Origin of the sequence: Streptomyces phaeofaciens (assembly GCF_014648915.1) — a bacterium.
Classification (GTDB): Bacteria; Actinomycetota; Actinomycetes; order Streptomycetales; family Streptomycetaceae; genus Streptomyces; species Streptomyces phaeofaciens.
On sequence record NZ_BMSA01000002.1, the window covers coordinates 357321 to 379544 of the forward strand.

General features: G+C 73.9%; 18 protein-coding genes. 9 read left to right on the plus strand and 9 right to left on the minus strand.

What is annotated here, in order from left to right; all coding sequences use genetic code 11:
• Positions 1-42 precede the first annotated feature (42 nt).
• The gene (locus tag IE275_RS05160) at positions 43-780 is read right to left on the minus strand and encodes an SDR family NAD(P)-dependent oxidoreductase (protein ID WP_189708004.1); all 738 of its coding nucleotides are present in this window, start codon (positions 778-780) and stop codon (positions 43-45) included.
• A gap of 273 nt (positions 781-1053) precedes the next feature.
• Here IE275_RS05160 and IE275_RS05165 point away from each other — a divergent pair, with 273 nt between their 5' ends.
• Positions 1054-1854 carry an AfsR/SARP family transcriptional regulator gene (locus tag IE275_RS05165; RefSeq protein ID WP_229870109.1) on the plus strand — a complete coding sequence of 267 codons (801 nt, stop codon included), beginning with the start codon at positions 1054-1056 and terminating at the stop codon, positions 1852-1854.
• Between the two features lie 69 nt (positions 1855-1923).
• Here the strand turns inward: IE275_RS05165 and IE275_RS05170 are convergent, their stop codons facing one another.
• Genes IE275_RS05170 through IE275_RS05180 form a run of 3 tightly spaced genes read right to left on the minus strand, consistent with a single transcriptional unit; the run spans position 1924 to position 5971 of the window.
• Entirely contained in the window at positions 1924-3483 is a 1560-nt protein-coding gene (locus IE275_RS05170; RefSeq protein WP_189708008.1) for an FAD-dependent monooxygenase, read from the minus strand.
• Positions 3480-5057, minus strand: coding sequence for a class I adenylate-forming enzyme family protein (locus IE275_RS05175; RefSeq protein ID WP_189708010.1), 1578 nt, complete (start codon positions 5055-5057; stop codon positions 3480-3482). Before IE275_RS05175 ends, IE275_RS05170 begins: the two co-directional genes overlap by 4 nt.
• Positions 5057-5971 carry an arylamine N-acetyltransferase family protein gene (locus tag IE275_RS05180; RefSeq protein WP_229870110.1) on the minus strand — a complete coding sequence of 305 codons (915 nt, stop codon included), beginning with the start codon at positions 5969-5971 and terminating at the stop codon, positions 5057-5059. The genes IE275_RS05175 and IE275_RS05180 overlap by 1 nt, the downstream gene beginning before the upstream one ends.
• A 210-nt stretch (positions 5972-6181) precedes the next feature.
• Here IE275_RS05180 and IE275_RS05185 point away from each other — a divergent pair, with 210 nt between their 5' ends.
• The 7 genes from IE275_RS05185 (at position 6182) to IE275_RS05215 (ending at position 15286) form a co-directional block, all read left to right on the plus strand.
• The gene (locus IE275_RS05185) at positions 6182-7762 is read left to right on the plus strand and encodes a carboxylesterase/lipase family protein (protein ID WP_189708012.1); all 1581 of its coding nucleotides are present in this window, start codon (positions 6182-6184) and stop codon (positions 7760-7762) included.
• Positions 7763-7798: 36 nt separating this feature from the next.
• Positions 7799-8971, plus strand: coding sequence for a 3-deoxy-7-phosphoheptulonate synthase (locus IE275_RS05190; RefSeq protein ID WP_189708014.1), 1173 nt, complete (start codon positions 7799-7801; stop codon positions 8969-8971).
• Between the two features lie 44 nt (positions 8972-9015).
• A complete protein-coding gene (locus IE275_RS05195) occupies positions 9016-9798 on the plus strand; it encodes a 2,3-dihydro-2,3-dihydroxybenzoate dehydrogenase (RefSeq protein WP_189708016.1) in 783 nt (260 codons plus the stop codon).
• Between the two features lies 1 nt (position 9799).
• Positions 9800-10528, plus strand: a complete 729-nt coding sequence (locus tag IE275_RS05200; RefSeq protein WP_189708715.1) for an isochorismatase family protein — start codon at positions 9800-9802, stop codon at positions 10526-10528.
• A gap of 86 nt (positions 10529-10614) precedes the next feature.
• Positions 10615-12516 carry an anthranilate synthase family protein gene (locus tag IE275_RS05205; RefSeq protein ID WP_189708717.1) on the plus strand — a complete coding sequence of 634 codons (1902 nt, stop codon included), beginning with the start codon at positions 10615-10617 and terminating at the stop codon, positions 12514-12516.
• Positions 12517-12557: 41 nt separating this feature from the next.
• Positions 12558-14288 carry a fatty acyl-AMP ligase gene (locus IE275_RS05210; protein ID WP_189708018.1) on the plus strand — a complete coding sequence of 577 codons (1731 nt, stop codon included), beginning with the start codon at positions 12558-12560 and terminating at the stop codon, positions 14286-14288.
• On the plus strand, positions 14285-15286 hold the full coding sequence (locus tag IE275_RS05215; protein ID WP_189708020.1) for a beta-ketoacyl-ACP synthase III: 1002 nt from the start codon (positions 14285-14287) through the stop codon (positions 15284-15286). Before IE275_RS05210 ends, IE275_RS05215 begins: the two co-directional genes overlap by 4 nt.
• 78 nt (positions 15287-15364) lie before the next feature.
• On the opposite strand, the gene IE275_RS46775 is transcribed toward IE275_RS05215, so the two are convergent.
• The 5 genes from IE275_RS46775 to IE275_RS05240 form a co-directional block, all read right to left on the minus strand.
• Positions 15365-16432: a helix-turn-helix domain-containing protein gene (locus tag IE275_RS46775; RefSeq protein ID WP_189708022.1), complete on the minus strand. Its 1068-nt coding sequence runs from the start codon at positions 16430-16432 to the stop codon at positions 15365-15367.
• Positions 16433-16492: 60 nt separating this feature from the next.
• Complete coding sequence (locus IE275_RS05225; protein WP_189708024.1) at positions 16493-17767, minus strand: class I SAM-dependent methyltransferase; 1275 nt, start codon at positions 17765-17767, stop codon at positions 16493-16495.
• Between the two features lie 41 nt (positions 17768-17808).
• Entirely contained in the window at positions 17809-18693 is an 885-nt protein-coding gene (gene rfbD / locus IE275_RS05230; RefSeq protein WP_229870111.1) for a dTDP-4-dehydrorhamnose reductase, read from the minus strand.
• On the minus strand, positions 18690-19673 hold the full coding sequence (gene rfbB, locus IE275_RS05235; protein ID WP_189708026.1) for a dTDP-glucose 4,6-dehydratase: 984 nt from the start codon (positions 19671-19673) through the stop codon (positions 18690-18692). The genes rfbD and rfbB overlap by 4 nt, the downstream gene beginning before the upstream one ends.
• A gap of 121 nt (positions 19674-19794) precedes the next feature.
• A complete protein-coding gene (locus IE275_RS05240; protein ID WP_189708028.1) occupies positions 19795-20931 on the minus strand; it encodes a nucleotide disphospho-sugar-binding domain-containing protein in 1137 nt (378 codons plus the stop codon).
• Positions 20932-21140: 209 nt separating this feature from the next.
• Here IE275_RS05240 and IE275_RS05245 point away from each other — a divergent pair, with 209 nt between their 5' ends.
• Positions 21141-22208 carry a glucose-1-phosphate thymidylyltransferase gene (locus tag IE275_RS05245; protein WP_189708030.1) on the plus strand — a complete coding sequence of 356 codons (1068 nt, stop codon included), beginning with the start codon at positions 21141-21143 and terminating at the stop codon, positions 22206-22208.
• Positions 22209-22224: the final 16 nt, after the last annotated feature.

Here is a 22224-nt window from a genome sequence, read left to right on the forward strand (position 1 = left end):
TGGGTGGGTCCTCGTGTGGGCGTGCCGGGTGCACCGGCCCGTTCACCAGCTCAGTCCGCCGTTGACCTCCAGCACATGGCCGTTGACGTACGAGGAGGCGTCACCGGCGAGGAAGAGCGCCGCCTCGGCGATCTCGTCGGCGCGCCCCGCGCGGCCCTGGGCGATCTTGCCGCCGTAGTAGGACCACAGGGCCTCGTTGCGGGCCAGCTCCCGGCCCATGCCCTCGTCGACGAAGCCGGGGCTCAGGCAGTTGACGGTCACCGGGCGGCCGGCCAGTTCCACGGCGACGACCCGGGTGAGCGCCTCGATGCCGGCCTTGGACGCGGCGTAGGCGGAACTGCCGCGCGCGACCCGGGTGGCCAGGGCCGAGGACAGGGTGATGATCCGGCCGCCGCCGTCGCGCTCCACGTACGGGATCGCCGAACGCACCGTCAGGAACGTGCCGTTGAGGTTGGTGGCGATCACGTCCGACCAGTCCTCGGGCGTCAGCCGTTCGGCCGGGCCGGGGCGGCTGAGGCCCGCGTTGGCGACCACCACGTCCAGCCGGCCGTACGTCTCGTACGTCGCCCGCATCAGCGCATCCACCGAGCCGGGGTCGCGCACGTCGACCGGGTGGTGGGCGAGGTCGCCGGCGCCGAGCGGCGGCAGTTCGCCCCGCTCGTCGGGCCGGCGTGCCGCGCACACGACCCGGCACCCCTCCTTCGCGAACGCCTGGGCGACGGAGTGGCCCAGGCCCTTGGTGCCACCGGTGACGATGGCGACTTTCCCTGCGAGTCGCACGCGTGCCTCCTCGGGGATTTCGTGCCGACGCCGACCGACGCTACGGAATCCCGAGGGAGGCTGGCTGAATTCCCGATAGGGGGCGGAGAAGGGGCGAGTTGACGGATCCCGTACGTGCATCGGAGGGAGTCCCGATCCACGGGGATACGCTCGTGACACCGGAAAACGCCGATTGCCAAGGCTTTTGGTAATGGGTCGGTAAAACGGCACGATAAACGCGTGCGAGAGGTCGACATGGAATTTTCTGTGCTTGGTTCACTACGCGTACGTGAAATGGGCTGCGACTATGCTCCGACGGCACCGAAGCAGCGTCAGCTCCTCGCGCTGCTCGTGCTCAACGCCAATCACGTCGTCTCGGTCGGCACCTGTATAGAGGAGCTGTGGGGCGGCAACCCGCCCGACACCGGACTGTCCACCCTCCAGTCGTACGTCCTCCAGCTGCGCCGGATCCTGAAGCGGGTGCCCCGGATCGGCAGCCTGGAGGCGGCGCGCGAACTGCTGCGCACCCGCGACGGCGGCTATCTGCTCGCGGTCGGCCCCGAGGAACTGGACGTCACCCGCTTCCACGAGCTGGTGCGGCGGGGCCGGGCGGAGCTGGGCAAGGACGACGAGGCCGCCTCCGAGCTGTTCTCCCGGGCGCTCGCCCTGTGGGAGGGGACCGCCCTCTCCGACGTCCAGGCCGGGCCCGTGCTGCGGGTCCATCTGGCCGGCCTGGAGGAGACCCGGATCAGCGTGCAGGAGCAGCGCATCGACGCCGACCTCCGGCTCGGCCGCCACCACGACCTGCTGGGCGAGCTGAGCGCGCTGTGCGCCCACTACCCGACCCACGAGAGCCTGCACGCCCAGTTCATGCTGGCGCTGTACCGCTCGGGGCGGCGCACCCAGGCGCTGGAGGTCGTGCACCGGCTGCGGACCATGCTCCACGACGAGCTGGGCCTGGAGCCGTCGCCCCGGATGAAGCGCCTCCACCAGGCCGTGCTGGCCTGCGACCCGGGCATCGACGCCCCCGCCGAGTCCGCCCCGCTGCTCACCCTGGACCTGCTGTCCCGGGGGTTCGCGGCGAGGTCGGCCTGAACCGGCGGCCGCCACCCCCCATGCGCAACGGCCCCCTCGCAGTGCGAGGGGGCCGTCGCGTGTCCGGGTTCAGCCGCGTGGGCGCAGCACCCCGGTCAGCTCGGCCCGCAGCCGGCCGAGATCCTGTGCGTGCCCGTGCGCGGCGATGTGCCCGTCCGGCCGCACCAGGTGGTAGCCCGCCTCGGCGCACCCGGTGAGCGGCACGGCGTCGAACGGGTGCAGCACCACCAAACGCACCCCCGGCCAGGGATCCAGCGCCCGCGCCGCCAGCTCCGGAAGGCCGTCGTACGGGCTCGACGGGACGACGGCCAGCGTCCAGCCGGCCGGCCCGGGGCCCGTCATGCCGTAGCGGACCGCGAGTTCGCGCGGGAACACCATGCCGGTGCGCAGCCGGCCCGGGACCCGGGAGAGGAGCCGGCAGCGCGGGCGGCCGGAGGGCTCCTGGGTGGGCCGCACCGGCGTGTAGCGGACCCGGCGGCCCGCCATCACGGGGAAGACCCGGTCCGGGACCAGCCCGGAGCGGTCAGCCGCCCGGAACAGGGTGTCCCGGACCGCGATCCGGGTCCGGGTGCGCGCCATCCAGGCCCGGGTCTGCCGGTCGGTGTCGGCGACGATCCGGTCCGTGGCCTCGGACCGCTCCGCCGTGTAGTCGGCCAGCAGCGACGCGGGGGAGTCCCCGCCGAGCACGGCGGCCAGCTTCCAGGCCAGCTGGAACCCGTCCTGGAGACCGTTGTTCATGCCCTGACCGCCGGCCGGGCTGTGCACGTGCGCGCTGTCCCCGGCCAGGAACACCCGCCCCCGCTGGTACTCGGTCGCGGTGCGGGCGTGCACCCGGTACACCGTCTGCCAGACCGGCTCGGTGATGACGACCCCGCCCGGCCCGCGCTCGTCGAGGAGCCGCTGCATCGACTCCACGGTGACCCGCTCCCCGCCCTCCGGCAGCACGGCCAGGATCCGGAACACCCCGCCGGGCAGCGGCGCGATCATCAGGGTGCCGGACGCGGCCTGGTAGTACAGCAGCCGCCCGGCCGGCAGCTCGCCCTCCACCCGGGCGTCGATCAGCGCGAACGACAGCGGATACGTGGTGCCCTGGAAGCCGATGCCCAGCGCCCCGCGCACCGCGCTCGCCGCGCCGTCCGCGCCGACCACGAACGAGGCCCGCACCCGCCGTACCCCGGCGTCCCCGTGCTCCACCACCGCGGTCACCCCGTCGGTCGCGTCGATCCGGCCGCCGTAGTCCACGTCGTCGAAGGCCAGCAGCCGCGCCCCGCGCTCGATCTTCCCGCCCAGCTCGTGCAGCCGCGCGGTCAGCAGCCGTTCCGTCTCGTACTGCGGCAGATGCACCGGCCGCAGCTCCTCGGGGATGGTGAACGACGCCAGCGGCGTCCCGCCGGAGAAGTAGTCGAGCCCGGTGACGGGGAGCGCCGCCGCACGCAGCGCGCCCCCCACCCCCAGATCGTCGAGGAGGTCCAGGGCGCGCGGCCACAGGGCCAGCGCCTTCGGCGTGGTGGACGGCCCCTCGGCCCGGTCGATCAGCCGGACGCCCACCCCCCGCCGCAGCAGCTCGCACGCCGTGAACAGCCCCGTCGGACCCGCGCCCACGACCAGTACGTCGGCCCGCTCGCTCATCCGGCCTGCTCCAGGCGTTCCCTGAGCCGGCGGGCCAGTTCGATGCGCTGCACCTTCATCGTCGCCGTGCGCGGCAGCTCCGACAGCGGCATCTGCACCGGGTCGGCCAGCTGCGGGAAGTCCACCACCGCGCGCCGCCAGCGGACCGGGTCCAGCGGCACGTCGCCCTTGGTGCACACCACCGGCAGCGGCTCCTGGGCCGGGCCCGGCACCAGGACCAGCTCCAGCAGCTCCTCCAGCCGGCCCAGCACGGCGTCCTCCACCTCAAGGGTGCTGTCCACGTTCGGGATGACGTCCACCGCGCGGTCCAGCACGTGCACCCGGCCCCAGCGGTCGCGGTAGCCGACGTCACCGGTGCGCCACCAGCGGCCGTTCAGCTCCTTGCGGTAGCGCTCGCCCTCCGCGTAGTAGTCCACCGCCCGGCCGTCGCTGAGCACCTCGATGAACCCGGGCGTCTTCTTCGACGGCCGCTGTCCGTCGCGCGGCACCACCCGGACATGGGTCATGCCCGGCAGCGGATAGCCCAGGCAGCGGCCGTTCGCCCGGTACGCGTTCTTGCGGGTGTACCAGCGGGCCACCAGCGGACCGCACTCGCTCTGCCCGTAGAACTGGAAGAACAGCGGACGCGAACGCCGCGACGCCGACAGCAGCTTGTGGATCGTGGGCGGGTGGATCGCGTCGAACGTCCCGCTGAAGACGCGGACGTTGGCGAGCGGCCGCAGCGGATGGTCCGCCAGGTCCGCCCACTCCACATAGGAGTTGGGGTGGGTCTCCACGATGCCCGGCCGGGTGCGGGCCAGCAGCGGGGCGACCTCCTCGGGCGCGCCGTGGTCGATCACCACCACCGGCATCCCGTGCTCCAGCATCACCGCCAGCGCCATGTACATCCGCGAGTGCACGAACGACACATGGATCGCGTACGTCTCCTTGCGGCGGAGCAGACTCACCAGGTACTCCTGCGGGCGGTACCGGCCGCGCAGCGACAGCGCCGTGTGGACCACCAGCTTGGGGATGCCCGTGGTGCCCGAGGTGTGGGTCATCAGCGCCGGATGGTCGCCGTCCAGCAGCACCGGTTGGCGGCGCGGCGAACCCGCCAGCGACTCCAGGGACACCGTGCCCGGCAGCTCCCCGGCCGGTACGACGACCGTGGCCGCCGCCTTCGCCAGGTCCAGCCCGGCCAGCTCGTCCGCCAGCTTGCCCCCGTCGGTCAGCAGGTGCGGCCGGTCCAGCCGGTCCAGCAGCGCGCCCACGGTGGGCCCGTCCAGGGCCGGCGACAGCAGCACCGGCACCGCGCCCAGCCGGGACGCCGCGCAGGCCAGCACCCAGATGTCGAAGTTGTGCGCCTTGTACAGCGCGAGGTGCTCGCCCGCCCGCACCCCGGCCGCCCACAGCCGGGCGGCCATGTCGTCCACCAGGTCGGCGAGCGCGGCGACGGTCAGCGTCCGTCCCGCCTCCGGCGCCGCGTCCATGTCGTGGTCCAGGGTGAAGGGGACGTGCGGATGCCGGGCGGCGGCCTCCTCGGGGATCAGGCCGAGCCGCAACGGGCGCCTGCTGGCCGGGAGATGGAGCAGCATCATGCCTCCTGGGGAGTGGGGATCGGGTCCTGGGGGGCCGGAGCGAGGGCCGCCAGGCGCTGTCGCAGCAGCCGGGCGTCCCGGTCGGTCAGGCGGATGGCGAACGTGTCCTGGAGCAGGCCCACCACCGCGTCGCCGGAGAGCACGGTCCGCTCGGTGCGGCCGTCGCCGTGCCGGGTCGTCAGCTCCCGGTCGACCAGCGTCTGCTGGACGTCCTCGGTGCCGCGCATCGCGATCACCTTGCCGGTGAACGTGGACCGCTCGTGGTGCGCGGTGTAGTAGTTGGACACCTCGAAGTCGACGGCGAAATGACGCTCCACACGGAACGTGTACAGGTCGAACCAGCCGTCCTCGTGCAGGGTCTGGAGCACCCACTGGTCCTGCTCGCGGATCACCCGCCAGCTCCAGGCGCCCACCTTCGTCACCTCGCCCGCGCCCAGCCGCACGGGCTCGATCAGCCCCTCCGCGCCGAAGCCGGCGTCGACCGCCCACAGTTCGAGGCCGGCCGAGACCACCAGGACGGTGTGGGCGCGGTAGCGGGTCAGCCGGCGCCCGTTGCGCACCCGCGCCAGCAGCCGGGTCACCGGGAAACCGAGCCGCTCCAGCACGGCCGCGAGGAGCAGGTTGTGCTCGAAGCAGTAGCCGCCGCGCCCGCCGTCCACCAGCTTGCGCCCGATGTCGCCGAGGTCGAGGGAGATCCCCCGGCCCAGCGCCACGTCGAGGTTCTCGAAGGCGATGGACTCCTTGTGCGCCCGGTGCAGCGCGAAGAGGGTCTCCACCGAGGTGTCGAGCGGACCGTCGTACCCGGTACGGCGCAGATAGGCGTCGAGATCGAGGAGATCCCCGCCCCATTGCGGATCGGGCCGGACCGTCTGCTGCCCCACCGGTGAGAGCGCGCCTTTTTCCATAGCCATGCGCCGGATCCTGGGGACCGTCCGGCCCACCCGGCAACGGACGCCCGCGCATTCCGTCAGGTCGAATCCGTGAATGTGTCAGGTCGCTGCGAGAACCTGACGGATTTTGCGGTCACTTGACGGAATTCACGGCGGTGCGTTGGTCGCCCCGCCGCCCTCGGCACAGGATCGGCCAGCGCCTCTCCCCCCTGCCAAGGAGCTGCTCCCACGATGACCACAGGCGTAATCCCGAACCCCGCCGGACCCGTCGTGCGCACCACCGCCGGTGCGCTGCGCGGGACCCTGGAGGAACACCACGGCCGGACCCTGGCCGTGTTCCGCGGGGTCCCCTACGCCGAGCCGCCCGTGGGCCCGCTGCGCTTCGCCTCACCGCGCCCGCCCCGGCCGTGGCGGGAGGTCCGCGACGCCACCCGGTTCGCGCCGCCCTTCGTCCAGTCGGGCCGGCCCGAGAGCGCCGAGGACGCCCTGTACGCCAACGTGTGGACCCCCGACCCCGCCGGGCGCCGCCCCGTCATGGTGTACGTCCACGGCGGCGGCTGGGCGGTCGGCGCCGGCAGCGTGCCCACCTTCGACGGAGCCAAGCCGGCCGCCCGCGGTGACATCGTCGTCGTCAACTTCAACTACCGCCTCGGGGTGTTCGGCTGGGGTCTGCACGAGGACCTCGCCGACCCCGGGACCGGGCGCTGCGCCAACTGGGGCCTCCAGGACCAGACGGCCCTGCTGCGCTGGGTGCGGGAGAACGCGGCGGCCTTCGGCGGCGACCCGGACGCCGTCACCCTGTGCGGCACCTCCGCCGGCGCGGCCACCGCCCGGCTGCTGGCGACCCACCCGGAGACGGCCGGCCTCGTCGCCCGGCTGATCGCGGTCAGCGCCCCGCCCGTGTGGGCGCCCGCCTGCGCCCTCACCCCCGACGACGCCCGCACCGTCTACGAGACGCTCGCCAAGGAGTGCGGCACCACCGTCCCCGGTCTGCGCGAGGTGCCGGCCGACCGGCTGCACCGGGCCTGGGGGGACTTCTTCGCCCCGCCCCCGGCACTGCGGCCCGTCACCTCGGGGCGCGAGTACCGCGGGCCCGTCCTCGACGGCGTGACCGTCCCCGCCGCGCTGCCGCCCGTACCGGCGGTCCCGGTCATGAGCGTCCACAACCACACCGAGGGCTCCTTCTTCACCGACCCCCTCTCCCCGTCGTTCCCGCCCGCCCCGCCCGCGCCCACCGACGACGCGGGACTGCGGGACGCCGTCCACGACGTGCTCCTGAAGTGCGCCGCCGAGGTGCCCGACGGCCTCGCCGAGAGTTGCGTCCGCGCCTACCGCGAGGCCGCCGCGGCCGACGGGACACCCGCCGAGCCACGCACCCTGTGGACCGAGATCTGGGGCGACGCCCTCTTCCGCGCCCCCATCGTCCGCCAGGCCGACCGGCACGCCCGCGAGGGCCGCACCCCCCAGTACGTCATGGAGTTCGCCCACCCCGTCCGGCCCCCGCACCACGGCACGCCGCACGACGCCACGTCCAAGTTCCTGTTCGGCTCCCACGCCCACCCCCTGAACGTGGCCCAGTTCGGGGACGGGCCGCTGGAACGGCGGATCTCCGACACCTTCGCCGACCTCGTGACCTCGTTCGTGCGCGGCGGGGCACCCACCGCCCCCGGCGTCCCCGACTGGCCCGTCCACGCGCCGCAGGACCCCACCACCCTCGTCCTCGGCGGGCCCGCCGAGGCGCGCCTCGCCCATACCCCGGGGCGCAGCCGGCTGCGGTTCTGGGACGGACCGGGCCGCCGCCTCCAGCCCTGACCGACCGGCACCCGCGCCTTCGTAGGGAGAAAAGCTGTGGACAACGTTCCGCGTCTCATCCGCTCGCGTCCGGCCCGCCAGCAGCCCCGGTGGGACGATCCCGCGCTGCTGCGCCGCGTGACCGACGACCTGGCCGGCCGGCCGGCCGTCGTCAACGCCGCCGACGTCCGGTTCCTGCGCGGCCAGCTCGCCCAGGTCGCCGCGGGCGAGGCCCACGTGGTCCAGGCCGGGGACTGCGCCGAGGACCCCGCCGAGTGCACCGGCGGCTACATCGCCGCCAAGGCCGCCGTCCTCGATCTGCTGGCCGGCACCATGCGGATGGCGAGCCGCCGGCCGGTGCTGCGGGTCGGCCGGATCGCCGGACAGTTCGCCAAGCCCCGCTCCCAGGACACCGAACGCATCGGCGGCCGCGAACTCCCCGTCTACCGGGGCCACCTGGTCAACCGGCCCGAGCCGGACGCGGCCGGCCGCCGCCCCGACCCGCGCCGGCTGCTCACCTGCTACCAGGCGGCCCGCGACGCGGTGAACAACCTCGACTGGTACCTGCCCGCCGAACGGCTGCGCATCGACACCCCCGTCTGGACCAGCCACGAGGCGCTGGTCCTCGACTACGAACTCCCGCTGCTGCGCCGCGACCAGACCGGGCACCTCGTCCTCACCTCCACCCACTGGCCCTGGATCGGCGAGCGCACCCGCCAGGTGGACGGCGCCCATGTCGCCCTGCTTGCCCGGGTCAGCAACCCGGTCGCCTGCAAGGTCGGGCCCACCATGACCGAGGACGAGCTGCTGCGGCTGTGCGAGGCCCTCGACCCCGACCGCGTCCCCGGCCGGCTGACCCTGATCGCCCGGATGGGGGCCGAGCGGGTCGTCGGGCGGCTGCCCGCGCTGGTGGCCGCCGTCCGGGCGGCCCGGCACCCGGTGATCTGGCTGAGCGACCCCATGCACGGCAACACGGTGACTGCGCCCGACGGCCTCAAGACCCGCTTCGTGGAGACCGTCCGCCGCGAACTGGAGGGATTCCAGGAGGCGGTGCGCTCCGCCGGGGGCGTCGTCGGCGGGGTCCATCTGGAGACCACCCCGGACGAGGTCACCGAGTGCGTCGCCGACGCGAGCGCCATCGGCCGGGTCGGCGACAAGTACACGACGTTCTGCGACCCGCGGCTCACTCCCGAGCAGGCGGTCGAGGTGCTGTCCGCGTGGACGGGCTGAGACCGCGGCCCCCAGGAGCCCGTCGTCCCCGAGGAAGGAACCCCATGGACCCACAGACGTATGACCGCGCCGCGATCGTCACCGGGGCGGCGGGCGGTATCGGAGCCGAGGTCGCGCGCACCCTCGCGGCCCGCGGCCTGGCCGTCGCCGCCGTCGACCGGGACGCCGCCCGCCTCACCGAGGCGGTGGAGAAGCTCACCGCCGACGGGCTGCCCGTGACCGCGTTCCCGGCCGACGTCACCAGCGCCCCGGCCGCCGAGGAGGTGGTGGCCGCCGTCGAACGCTCCCTCGGGCCGGTGGAGTTCCTCGTCAACGCGGCGGGGGTGCTGCGGCTCGGCGAGGTCAGCGGCTACCGCACCGAGGACTGGCACGACACCCTCGCCGTCAACGCCACGGGCGTCTTCCTGATGTCCCGGGCGGCCGTCCGCCCCATGATCGAGCGCCGCCGGGGCGCCATCGTCACCGTCGCCTCCAACGCGGCCGGCACCCCGCGCACCGAGATGGCCGCGTACGCCGCCTCCAAGGCCGCCGCGACCATGTTCACCAAGAGCCTCGGCCTGGAGGTCGCCCGCTACGGGGTGCGCTGCAACATCGTGGCGCCGGGCTCCACCGACACCCCGATGCTCAGCTCCATGTGGACCGACGACTCCGGTCCCCGGGGCACCGTCGAGGGCCGCCCCGACGCCTACCGCGTGGGCATCCCGCTCGGCCGGATCGCCCGCCCCGAACACGTCGCCGACGCCGTCGACTTCCTGCTGTCCGAACGCGCGGCCCACATCACCCTGCACGAACTGACCGTGGACGGAGGTGCCGGACTCGGTGTCTGACATGGTGTCCAGCGAACAGGTGACCGAGTTCACCGCCGGAATTCCCCCCATCGAGCCCTACGACCCCCCGGGCCGCGACGAGCTGCCGGCCGCCGTGGCCTCCTGGTCCCCCGATCCGCGCCGGGCGGTCCTGCTCGTCCACGACATGCAGCACTACTTCCTGCGGCCGCTGCCCGCCCGCCCCCGCGACACCGTGCTGCACAACGCCGCCCGGCTGCGGGAGCGCTGCGCCGGCCTCGGCATGCCGGTCGCCTACACCGCGCAGCCCGGCTCGATGACCGAGGAGCAGCGCGGACTGCTCAAGGACATCTGGGGCCCCGGCATGCGGGCCGCGGACGACGACCGCAGGGTCGTCGACGCCCTCGCCCCCGCCGACGGGGACTGGCTGCTGACCAAGTGGCGCTACAGCGCCTTCCACCACTCCGGGCTGCTCGGCCGGATGCGGGAGGCGGGCCGTGACCAGCTGATCGTGTGCGGGGTCTACGCGCATGTCGGTGTGCTGATGACGGCCGTCGAGGCGTTCAGCAACGACATCGAGACCTTCCTGGCCGCCGACGCCGTCGCCGACTTCAGCCGTGAGCACCACCAGCTGGCCCTGCGGTACGCGGCCGGCCGCTGCGCGGTCGTCGCCGACACCGACGGCCTCGTCGACGCGCTGGAGCTGGCGGTGCCCGCCGACGCGGTCCGCTGGCACCGGACGGCGGCCCATCCGGAGTGGGTGGTGGTGTGAGCCGCGACCCGCAGAGCCGCGACCCGCAGAGCCGCGACCCGCAGAGCCCCGACGCGCCGGGCCCCGACGCCTACGACGACGAGGCGCTGTTCGAGGACGTCCTCGCCCTGCGCGTGCCCGCCTTCGCGCTGCTGCACCGCCCCGAGCGCGCCCCGGGCCGGCTGGAGGTGCTGGCCGGCCCGGTCGGCACCCCGCGCACGCTCGCCGAGCTGCCGCTGCCGGAGCCCGGCGCGCCCGGCCCGGCGAACGGCCGCCCCCGCCACGACGTCCTGGCCCTCGTGCCCTACCGGCAGCTCGCCGAACGCGGCTTCGCCTGCACCGACGACGGCGCCCCGCTGCTCGCGCTGCGCGCCGAACGCCAGACCTCGCTGCCCCTGGACGCGGCCCTCGACCGCCTTCCGGAGCCCGCCATCCGGCTCTCCGGCGACCACTTCGACGTCCCGGACGACGAGTACGCCGAGCTGGTCCGCCGGGTCGTCACCGACGAGATCGGCCGGGGCGAGGGCGCCAACTTCGTCATCCGGCGCTCCTTCGTCGCCGACATCGGGGACTACGGCCCCGAGGTCGCCCTCGGCTTCTTCCGGCGCCTGGCCCGGGCCGAGTCGGGCGCCTACTGGACGTTCCTCGTGCACACCGGCGAGCGCACCCTCGTCGGGGCGACCCCGGAACGGCATGTCAGCCTGCACCACGGCACCGCCGTGATGAACCCGATCAGCGGCACCTACCGCTACCCGCCCGGCGGGCCCACCCTCGACGGCGTCCTCGACTTCCTCGCCGACCGCAAGGAGACCGACGAGCTGTACATGGTCGTCGACGAGGAACTGAAGATGATGGCCCGGATCTGCGCCGACGGCGGCCGGGTGGTCGGCCCCCGGCTCAAGGAGATGGCCCGGCTCGCCCACACCGAGTACGTCATCACCGGCCGCAGCACCCGCGACCCGCGCGACATCCTGCGCGAGACGCTGTTCGCCCCCACCGTCACCGGCAGCCCCCTGGAGAGCGCCTGCCGGGTCATCGGCCGCTACGAGACCCGGGGCCGCGGCTACTACAGCGGCGTCGCCGCCCTCCTGGGCCGCGACGAACACGGCGCCCCCGCCCTCGACTCGGCCATCCTCATCCGCACCGCCGACATCGACCCCGCCGGCCGCCTCCGCATCGGTGTCGGCGCCACCCTGGTCCGCCACTCCGACCCCCGCTCGGAGGTCGCCGAGACGGCGGCGAAGGCCGAGGGCCTGCTGACCGCGCTGCGCGGGGCGGGCACCGGCCGCGCCGACGGGCCGCCGAGCGGTGCGCGGGCACCCGGATTCGACGGACACCCCCGCGTGCGCCGCGCACTGGAGGACCGCAACGCGCGGATCTCCGGGTTCTGGCTCGCCGACCCCGCCCGGCGGGCGCTCGCCGCCGTACCGGCACTGGACGGGCGGCGGGTGCTCATGGTGGACGCCGAGGACACCTTCACCGCGATGATGTGCGGACAGCTCGCCTCGCTCGGGCTGAAGGTGACGGTCCGGCGGTTCGACGAGAGCTACGACCTCGACGGCTGGGACCTCGTCGTCCTCGGCCCCGGCCCCGGCGACCCGCGCGACACCGGCGACCCGCGCATCGCGCATCTGCACTCCGCCGTCGCCCGGCTGCTGGAGAAGGGCCTGCCGTTCCTCGCCGTCTGCCTCAGCCACCAGGTGCTCAGCCTGCGGCTCGGCCTCGACCTGGGCCGCCGCGCCACCCCCAACCAGGGCGTGCAACGCGAGATCGACCTGTTCGGCACCGTCGAACGCGTCGGCTTCTACAACACGTTCGCCGCCCGCAGCACCCACGACAAGGCCGAGGTCGAAGGCGTCGGTGCCGTGGAGGTCTGCCGTGATCCCGAGGGCGACGAGGTGCACGCCCTGCGCGGCCCGCACTTCGCCTCCCTCCAGTTCCACGCGGAGTCGGTGCTCACCGAGCACGGCCCCCGCGTCTTCGAGTCACTGCTGCGCGGGCTGCTGTGAACCCCATGAAGAGTCCGCATCCACCGGGGAGTTGACCTCAGATGACATCCGTTGACAGCCTCCGCACCCTGCCCGACGTGCTGCGGCTGCGCGCCCGCGAGCAGGGCGGCCGGCCCGCTTTCGCCTTCCTGACGGCGGGCGAGGAGCCCGGCGACAGCCTCACCTACCTCCGCCTGGACGAGGACGCCGAGGACCGGGCCGCCGCCCTGCGCGCCGCCGGTCTGGAGGGCAGCCCGGTCGTCCTGGTCTACCCGGCGGGCCTGGAGTTCGTCCGCACCCTCTTCGGCTGCATGTATGCCCGGGTCGCCGCCGCCCCCGTCCAGGTGCCCAGCCGGGAGCGCGGACTGGAGCGGCTGCGCAAGATCGCCGACGACGCCGGCACCACCACCGTCCTGACCTGCAAGGAGGTGCGCGACGACCTGCTGGCCCGGTTCGGCGACTCGCCCCATCTGGCCGGTCTCACCCTTGTCGCCACCGACGACCTGCCCGCGCGCCCGGCCGTCGGGGCCGCCCCCGCGCCCGGGCCCGGGGACACCGCGCTCCTCCAGTACACGTCCGGCTCCACCGGCGACCCCAAGGGCGTGGTCGTCTCGCACGCCAACTTCGTGCACAACGTGCTGGAGACCGACGCGCTCTGGCCGACCGAACCCGACGGCGTGTTCGTGTCCTGGCTGCCCCACTTCCACGACATGGGCATGCTCTTCGGAATCATCATGCCGGTGTGGACGGGCCGCCCCTCCTACCTGATGGCGCCGGACGCCTTCGTCCGCCGCCCGATGCGCTGGCTGGAGGCCCTGTCCCGGTACCGCGGCACCCACGCGGCGGCGCCCAGCTTCGCCTACGAGATGTGCGTCCGCGAGGCCGAGCGGACCGGCGTGGACCCCGAACTCGACCTGTCGTCCTGGCGGATCGCCGTCAACGGCGCCGAACCGGTCCGCTGGCCGGTCGTCGAGGCCTTCGCCCGCGCCTTCGCCCCCGCCGGCTTCCGGCCGCAGGCCATGTGCCCGGCGTACGGCCTCGCCGAGAACACCCTCAAGGCCACCGGCAGCCGCCCCGGCGACCTGCCCACCGTCCTGCGGGTCGACCCGGACGCGCTGCGCGAGGACACCGTACGGCTCGCCGCGCCCGGCGAGGCCGCCCAGCCGCTCGTGGGCGTGGGCGTCACCGTGCTCGACGCGGGCCTGCGCATCGTCGACCCGGCGACCCGCCGCGAGCGGGCCGAACGCGAGGTCGGGGAGATCTGGCTCAGCGGCCCCGGCGTCGCCGGCGGCTACCACCACCGCCCCGCCGAGACCGCCGAGGTCTTCGACGCCCGCACCGACGGCGGCCCGGACGACGGCCCCCACCTGCGCACCGGCGACCTCGGCTTCCTCCACCGGGGCGAACTCTTCGTCACCGGACGGCTGAAGGACGTCATCATCCGCAAGGGCCGCAACTTCTACCCGCAGGACATCGAGGTCCAGGTGGAGGGCACCGACGGCGGACTGCACCCCAACTGCTCCGCCGCGTTCTCCGTCGACGACGGCACCAACGAACGTCTCGTCGTGGTCGTCGAGGCCGACGGCCGGGTCCTGCGCGGCACCGATGTGCCCACCCTCAGCCGGCGCATCCGGGAGGCCGTGCACGAGGGCCAGCGACTGCACGTCGACGACGTCGTCGTCGTACGGCGCGGCTCGCTGCCCAAGACGTCCAGCGGGAAGGTGCAGCGCCGCGCCTGTCGCGCCCGGTACCTGGAGGGCGCCCTCAGTCCGGCCGTGGGGCGGGCGTCATGACCCGCCCGCTGCGCGCCCCGGACACCAGCCCCGGCGCCCGGATCCTGGGGGTGGGCTCCTACCGGCCGACCCGGGTGGTGGGCAACGCCGAGATCGCCGCGCGGATCGACTCCAGCGACGAGTGGATCACCCGGCGCACCGGTATCCGCAGCCGGCGGCACGCGGGCCCCGACGAGACCATCGTGACCATGGCGGTCGAGGCCTCCCTCAAGGCGCTCGCCGCCGCCGGCGTCGCCCCCGAGGCCGTCGACATGGTCCTGCTGGCCTCCATGTCCGACCTCCAGCAGTCCCCGCCCACCGCGCCCCGGATCGCCCATCTCGTCGGCGCCCGCTCGGCGGCCGCCCTGGACACCGGCGCGGCCTGCGCCGGCTTCTCCTACACCCTGGGCGTGGCCGACTCCCTGATCCGCTCCGGCTCCGCCCGGCACGTCCTGGTCGTCGGCTCGGAACGGATGAGCGACATCATCGACCCCGAGGACCGCGGCACCGCGTTCCTCTTCGGGGACGGCGCCGGGGCGGTGGTGGTGGGCCGCTCCGACCGTCCCGGCATCGGCCCGGTGGCCTGGGGATCGGACGGCGAGAAGGCCGGCCTGCTCGCCCACAACCGCTCCTGGCTGGCGGTCCGCGACGCACCGCACCCCTGGCCGACCATGCGGATGGCGGGCCCCGAGGTCTTCCGCTGGGCCGTGCACACCGTCCCCCACACGGCCCGGCGCGCCCTGGAACTGGCCGGTGTCACCGCCGGCGACCTCGCCGCCTTCATCCCCCACCAGGCCAACGCCCGCATCATCGACGGCCTGGCGAAGGACCTCGGTCTCGCCGAGGACGTGGTGATCGCCCGCGAGGTCGCCACCCTCGGCAACACCTCGGCCGCGTCGATCCCCATGGCCATGGAGTCGGTCCTCTCCCTGGGCTCGCTGCCCGCGGGCAGCCGCGCGCTGCTGGTCGGCTTCGGGGCGGGCCTGCTGTACGCGGCGCAGGTGGTGGAACTGCCCTGACCCCGAACACGGAAGTGCCCCCCGGCCTCGCGGGCCGGGGGGCACTTCGCTGTTCCCCGCGGGCGGAGCCGCCGTCGGTCACCCGCGCAACCGGGGCCACCGCAGCGCCGCGGCGGCCCACGTACGGTCCCCCTCGTAGGCCGTGAGCAGCACCCGGTGCCCGGCGGCGAGCGTCCCGTCCTGCGCGGCCCGGGCCAGCGACGACGCGAGCCCCGCCGACCCTCCCGCCGGGCCCAGCCGCCGTTCGGCGGACACGTTCAGCCGCCCCGCCAGGGCGACCACGGCCTCCGGCTCCCCCCGGTCCGCCGCGAGCCGGTCGATGTCGCCCGCCGTCCATCCGACGGCCTCCATCGCCCGCAGGCTCGCCGCGTACAACCGCTCCGCGGACGGCGCGGCCCGCCGGGCATCGGTACCGAGCACCACCGTGCCCAACGCCCCCGGCTCGTCCGCCGAGCCGGCCCGCAGGACCACCGCCCCGGCCCCGGCCAGCCACTGCCGTGCCGCCGTGGTCCAGGGCGGACACGGCTCCGGGGCGCCCGCGTCGGAGGCGATCAGCAGCACCCGTTCCGAGGCGCCGGAGGCGACCAGCCCCACCGCGTTGGCGAGCCCGTACAGAAAGCCCCCGCACACGGTCGCCAGGTCGAACGCGGCCGCGTCCCCGAGCCCCAGCCGGTCGGCGACCTCGGGCGCGGCGGGCCGCCCGGGGCGGCCGGGCGCGGCGGTGGCGACGACCACGGTGTCCACGGCCGGCGACCCGGCGGACAGGAGCGCCCGCCGCCCCGCCTCCACGGCGGACGCGGCGGGCGATCCGGTGTCCCCGGTGTCCCTGGGGGCGGCCCCGGTGTCGAGGACGCCGCCGATGCCGTCGACCACGGCTCCCGTCGCCCCGGGCCGCAGCGGCGCGTGTCCGGCGGCGACCAGGAGCGTGTCGCGCTGGGCGGCATCCGCGGCCAGCCGGTCGGCGAGCCGCAGCAGCAGCTCGCGGCCGGGCCGGGAGCGCCCGTTCTCCACGAAGCTCAGATGCCGGGCGGAGACGTCCGCGGCGGCGGCGAGGTCCAGCTGGCTCAGCCCTCGCCGGCGCCGCAGTTCCCGCAGCACGGATCCCAGGTCCGGTGTGTCCGTCGGCCGTTCGCTGGTGGCGATCACGCTTCGGAGGCTAGCCCCGGCACGGGCCGGCGGCGCCGGATGCCGGCGTGATCCGTCACCTCACAGGTCCTCCACCCGGGACACGATCCGCGGCGACGGCACCGGCACGATGAACCGTCCGCCGTTCTCCAGGAACGCCCGCTCCTTGCCGAGGATCTCCTTGGCGTAGTTCCAGGCGAGCAGCAGGTAGTAGTCCGGCGGGTTCTGCGCCCCGTGCTCGGGCGACGTGATCGGGATGTGCGAGCCGGGCTGGAGGCGGCCCTGCTTCAGGTCGGTGGTGTCGATGCAGAACTCCAGGTCCCCGGCGTTCAGCCCGCTCACCCCGAGCAGGGTGTTGCCCTTGGCGGGCGCGCCGTACCCGGCGACCCGCTTGCCGTCCGCGACCAGCTCCCGCACGAGCGGCGCCAGGGTCTGCCGTACGTGGTCCACTCGCCCCGCGAACGTGTCGTAGGTGGCGTCCTCGAAGAAGCCCGACGCGCGCTCCAGCTCCTGGAGTTCGGCGACCACGGGGCGCGGCTCCCAGGGGGCGTCCTCGCGGCTGACGAAGACGATGACGGACCCGCCGTGCACGGCCGCCCGCTCCACGTCCACGACCCGCATCCCGTGCCGGGCGAACAGCGTCGACAGGGTGGAGACGGAGTAGTACGAGAGGTGCTCGTGATAGATCGTGTCGAACTCGTTGTGCTCCAGCATGTCCAGCGCGTACGGCACCTCGATCGCGAACACACCGGAGGGTTCGAGGAGGTCACGGGCGCCGCGGGCGATGTCGGCGACGTCGTCGATGTGCGCGAAGACATGGCGCCCCAGCAGCAGCCGGGCCCGGCCGTACTCCTTCACCACGCGTGCCGCGGTCTGCGCGGAGAAGAAGTCCGGCAGGGTCTCGATGCCGCGCTCGGTGGCTTGGGCCGCCAGGCTGCGCGCCGGGTCGATGCCGAGCACCTCCATGCCGAGGTCGCGGAAGGCGGCGAGCTGCTGGCCGGTGTTGCTGCCCAGTTCGACGACGAAGCCGCCCTCGGGTATCCCGAAGCGCTCCACGCACAGTTCGGCGAGCCCCCGCATGTGGGTGGCGATGGTGTCGGAGTCGGAGGTGACGTAGAAGTACGTGCGGTACAGCACCTCGGGGTCCACGGTGTGGGTGAGCGTCAGCAGCCGGCAGGAGCGGCAGGAGATGACGCCGAGCGGGTAGCGGGGTTCGTCGTCGAGGGATCCGCCGGGCTCGAGATAGCTGTTGGCCAGCGGCAGCGGACCGAAGGAGACGACCTCCTGCCAGTCGGATCCGCCGCACACCCGGCATACCTCGACCTGCTGCACCGGATCGAACGTTTCCTGGCTCATGTCGGTACCTTTCGCATGGGAGTGGGCATGGGGAGTCGGCCTCAGCGGGCCGCCCCCGGGGGGAGCGGCAGGGCCTCGCGGAGCATGTCCTGCCAGGGCGCGGGCGGCGGCAGGCCGGCCAGCGCCCAGCGGTCGTGGCCCAGCACCGCGTACCGGGGCCGGGCGGCCGCGGTGGGGAAGTCCTCGGTACGGCAGGGGTGGACCAGTCCGGGGTCGAGCCCCAGCCGGGTCACGGCGGCCCGGGCGAACCCGAACCAGGTGGTGCGCCCGCCGGCGGAGCCGTGGTAGATCCCGGCCGGGGCCCGCCGGGCGATCGCCCGCCGGCCCAGCTCGACCAGCCGCACGGCCAGTTCCCCGGCCCAGGTCGGCTGCCCGTGCTGGTCGTCGACGACCCGGACGGTCTCCCCGGCGCGGACCCGGCGCGCGACCCGTTTGACGAAGTCGCGGCCGTGCTCGCCGTAGAGCCAGCTGGTGCGTACGACGTATCCGGTCGCGGGCAGTCCTTCCAGCACCGCCCGTTCCCCGGCGAGCTTGCTGCGGCCGTAGGCGTTGAGCGGGGCGGTCGCCGCGTACTCCGGGTAGGGGGAGGGGTCGTCGCCGCGGAAGACGTAGTCGGTGGAGACATGGATGAGCGGGACGGCCGCGGCGGCGCAGGCGGCGGCCAGGCCGGCCACCGCCTCGCCGTTGACCGCGAGGGCCTCGGACCAATGGGTCTCGGCCAGGTCGACGGCCGTCCACGCGGCGGCGTTGAGGACGATGTCGTGGCCGGGGACCGCGGCCCGCACCGCGTGGGCGTGGGTGATGTCCAGGGCGGCCCGCGTGGTGGCGGTCACCCGGGCGGTGGGGTCGTGCCGCAGCACGGCCAGCACCTCGCGGCCGAGCATGCCCGCCGCACCGGTGACCAGCCAGCCCACGGGGCGGGTCACGCGCCGGCCGGGTGCTCCCCGGCGGCACCGGCCGGCGGCCGCCACCAGCCGGGGTTGTCCCGGTACCAGGCGACGGTCCCCGCCAGCCCCTCGTCGAAGGGGATCCGCGGCGCGTAGCCGAGTTCGTCGCGGATCCGGTCGACGGCGAGGGCGTACCGGCGGTCGTGGCCCTTGCGGTCCGGGACCTGCCGCACCGCGTCCCAGTCCCGCCCGCAGGCCACGAGCAGTCGGCCGACCAGCTCACGGTTGGTCAGTTCGGTGCCGCCGCCGATGTGGTAGATCTGCCCGGACCGGCCCTTGTCCAGGGCGAGTTCGACGCCCTGGCAGTGGTCGGCGACGTGCAGCCACTCTCGGACGTTGCCGCCGTCGCCGTAGAGCGGCACCTGCTCGCCGCGCAGCAGCCGGGTCACGAACAGCGGGATGAGCTTCTCCGAGTACTGGTACGGGCCGTAGTTGTTGGAGCAGCGGGTGACCACCACGTCCAGGCCGTGCGTGCGGTGGTAGGCCAGGGCCAGCAGGTCGGAGCCGGCCTTGGAGGCCGAGTAGGGCGAACTGGGGTCGAGCGGCTGGTCCTCGGACCAGGCGCCGGCGTCGATCGAGCCGTAGACCTCGTCCGTGGAGACATGGACGAACCGTCCGACGCCGTGGGCGAGCGCCGCGTCCAGGAGGACCTGGGTGCCCAGGACGTTCGTGGTGACGAACGGGGTGGCGGACGCGATCGACCGGTCGACGTGGGACTCGGCGGCGAAGTGGACGACGGCGTCCTGGCCCGCCATGGCCCGGCCGACGGCGTCGGCGTCCCGGATGTCCGCCCGGACGAAGTGGAAGCCGGGCAGGTTCGCGACCGGCGCCAGGTTGGCGAGGTTGCCGGAGTACGTCAGCGCGTCGAGCACGGTCACCCGGTCCGTGCGGCGGGCCAGCAGCCCGCGCACGAACTCGGATCCGATGAAGCCCGCGCCGCCCGTGACGAGAATGCGCATGGTCTACCGCTCTCTCAGCTCGGTCGGTGGGATCGAGGGGAATAGATGGAACGGATGCAACGGATGGAACGGATGCACCGGTGCGGTCGCCGGAATCGGCGCCGCCGGGGCAGCGGGGTGCTCAGCCCCGGACGGTGGCGACGAGCCGCTCGGCGACCTCGCCCGGCAGCGGCAGCCCGTGGATCTCGGCACGGACCTCGGCCGCGGACCGCTTCAGCTCCTCGTCGCCCAGGAGCGCGTCCAGGTGCGTCTTGGAGATCTCGTCGTGGCGGACGTTCAGGCCCGCGCCGCGGCCCGCGACCCGTGCCGCGCTCTCCGCGCGCTCGCCCTCGTCCGGCATGAGGATCTGCGGGACGCCCGCCTCCAGCGCGGCCAGGGTGGTGCCCGAACCGCCGTGGTGGATCAGGCCCGCGCTGTTCTCCAGCAGCAGGCCCAGCGGCACCCAGCCGGCCAGCCGGGCGTTGTCCGGCAGCGTCGGCAGCGACGAGGTGTCGATGTCGCCGAGGGCCAGCACGAACTCGGCGTCCGTGTCCCCGGCCAGCTCGATCACCCGGTCGAGGGGGCCGAGTCCGCCGAAGCCCGGCGCGGTGGTGCCCAGGGTGACCGCGATACGCGGCCGGCCGGACTTCTCGTGCAGCCACTCGGGCACGATCCCGCCGCCGTTGTACGGCAGGTAGCGCAGCGGCCAGCCGCCCTCGGCGTTGCCGGAGACGCTCGGCGGCGCCACGTCGAGGGTGTGCAGCACCTCGGGCAGCTCGGCGCCGTGGCGCTCGAACAGCTCGGCGTTCCAGTCGCGCAGGTCGCGGGTGAAGCGGCCGGTCTGGACGAAGCCGTAGCCGTGCTCGAAGGCGGGGATGCCGAGCTTGCCGGCGGCGAGCAGACCGCCGATGCCCAGCGAGGAGAAGACGACCGCGTCGGGCTTCCACTCCTCGGCGACCTCGACGTACCGGTCGATCATCGCGGTCTGGCGGTTCATCAGCACCGCGTAGAACCGCTGGGTGGACTCGAACGACGTGTGGTCCACCTCGGCGTACTGCCCCGCCAGGTCGGGGCGTTCGGCGAAGGTCTTCTGGACCATGCTGACGACCGTCTCGCCCGGGCAGACGTCCTCGACGTGCAGTCCGGCGTTGCGGACCGCGAGACCGTCGCCGCCACTGGCGAACAGCACCTCGTGACCGGCCAGGCGCAGCGCCCAGGCGAGCGGGACCGTGGGAAACGAATGGCCGATTCCGGGGGTGGTGGCAAAGAGGATTCTCATGGTTTTCGGCTCCCTTCCGGCCCTCAATTTCCCGGTTTTCCGGCACCCCGGTCCATTACCTGCCAGGTAATAAATCAGGTCCGTCAGCGAGGTGTCAGCGGAAGGTCAGCGGGGCGTGCTCGGCGGCCCAGGGGGGTGTCAGCGGCGGGGCCCAGCATGGGAGCCGACCGTCGAAGGTCCACGAGAGCACCGACTGTTCAGGAGTTGCCGTGAAAGGACTGGTACTGGCCGGCGGGTCGGGCACCCGACTGCGCCCCATCACCCACACGTCCGCCAAGCAGCTGGTCCCGGTCGCCAACCGGCCGGTCCTCTTCTACGTCCTCCAGTCGCTGGCCGAGGCCGGGATCACCGAGGTCGGCATGATCGTCGGCGACACCGCGGCCGAGATCCGGGACGCCGTCGGCGACGGTTCGCGCTTCGGCGTGGAGATCACCTACATCCGGCAGGACAAACCGCTCGGGCTGGCCCACGGCGTCCTCATCGCGCGGGAATTCCTCGGCGACGACGACTTCGCCATGTATCTCGGCGACAACTTCATCGTCGACGGCATCGTGCCGTTCGTGGAGGAATTCCGCCGCGAATCCGTGGACGCCCGGATCCTGCTCAGCAAGGTCGCCGATCCGACCGCCTTCGGCGTGGCCGAACTCGACGAGCGCGGCGAGGTCGTCGGCCTCGTCGAGAAGCCCGAGTTCCCCAAGAGCGACCTGGCCCTCGTCGGCGTCTACCTCTTCACCGCCGGCATCCACGAGGTGATCCGCACCCTGACCCCGTCGGCGCGCGGCGAGCTGGAGATCACCGACGCCATCCAGCGGCTCATCGACGGCGGCCGCCGGGTGCGTTCGTCCGAGATCACCGGCTACTGGAAGGACACCGGGAACGTCCAGGACATGCTGGAGGTCAACCGGGAGGTCCTGGAACGGGTCGAGCCGCTCGTCGAGGGGGACGTCGACGAGGCCAGCGAGATCGTCGGCCGGGTGGTCGTCGCCCCCGGGGCCGTGGTGCGCAACTCGCGGATCATCGGCCCCGCCGTGATCGGTGCCGGCTGCGAGCTGACCGACGCCTACATCGGCCCCTTCACCTCGGTCTCCGACGGCTGCCGGGTGGTCCGCAGCGAGATCGAGTTCTCCATCGTGCTGCCGGACGCCTCCATCGAGGGCGTCTCCCGGCTCCAGGCGTCCCTGATCGGCCGCCGTGCCGTGGTGACGGCCGCGCCGCGCGTGCCCAACAGCACCCGGCTGGTGCTGGGCGACCACAGTTCCGTACAGCTGCCGATGTGAAGGGGGAAGGGCCATG

What these genes read in the sequence shown, in the direction of transcription:
- IE275_RS05165 (WP_229870109.1), top strand. Translation starts at nt 1,054, where the DNA reads ATGGGCTGCGACTATGCTCCGACGGCACCGAAGCAGCGTCAGCTCCTC.
- IE275_RS05170 (WP_189708008.1), bottom strand. Translation starts at nt 3,483, where the DNA reads ATGAGCGAGCGGGCCGACGTACTGGTCGTGGGCGCGGGTCCGACGGGG.
- IE275_RS05175 (WP_189708010.1), bottom strand. Translation starts at nt 5,057, where the DNA reads ATGCTGCTCCATCTCCCGGCCAGCAGGCGCCCGTTGCGGCTCGGCCTG.
- IE275_RS05180 (WP_229870110.1), bottom strand. Translation starts at nt 5,971, where the DNA reads ATGGCTATGGAAAAAGGCGCGCTCTCACCGGTGGGGCAGCAGACGGTC.
- IE275_RS05185 (WP_189708012.1), top strand. Translation starts at nt 6,182, where the DNA reads ATGACCACAGGCGTAATCCCGAACCCCGCCGGACCCGTCGTGCGCACC.
- IE275_RS05195 (WP_189708016.1), top strand. Translation starts at nt 9,016, where the DNA reads ATGGACCCACAGACGTATGACCGCGCCGCGATCGTCACCGGGGCGGCG.
- IE275_RS05200 (WP_189708715.1), top strand. Translation starts at nt 9,800, where the DNA reads ATGGTGTCCAGCGAACAGGTGACCGAGTTCACCGCCGGAATTCCCCCC.
- IE275_RS05210 (WP_189708018.1), top strand. Translation starts at nt 12,558, where the DNA reads ATGACATCCGTTGACAGCCTCCGCACCCTGCCCGACGTGCTGCGGCTG.
- IE275_RS05215 (WP_189708020.1), top strand. Translation starts at nt 14,285, where the DNA reads ATGACCCGCCCGCTGCGCGCCCCGGACACCAGCCCCGGCGCCCGGATC.
- IE275_RS05225 (WP_189708024.1), bottom strand. Translation starts at nt 17,767, where the DNA reads ATGAGCCAGGAAACGTTCGATCCGGTGCAGCAGGTCGAGGTATGCCGG.
- rfbB (WP_189708026.1), bottom strand. Translation starts at nt 19,673, where the DNA reads ATGCGCATTCTCGTCACGGGCGGCGCGGGCTTCATCGGATCCGAGTTC.
- IE275_RS05240 (WP_189708028.1), bottom strand. Translation starts at nt 20,931, where the DNA reads ATGAGAATCCTCTTTGCCACCACCCCCGGAATCGGCCATTCGTTTCCC.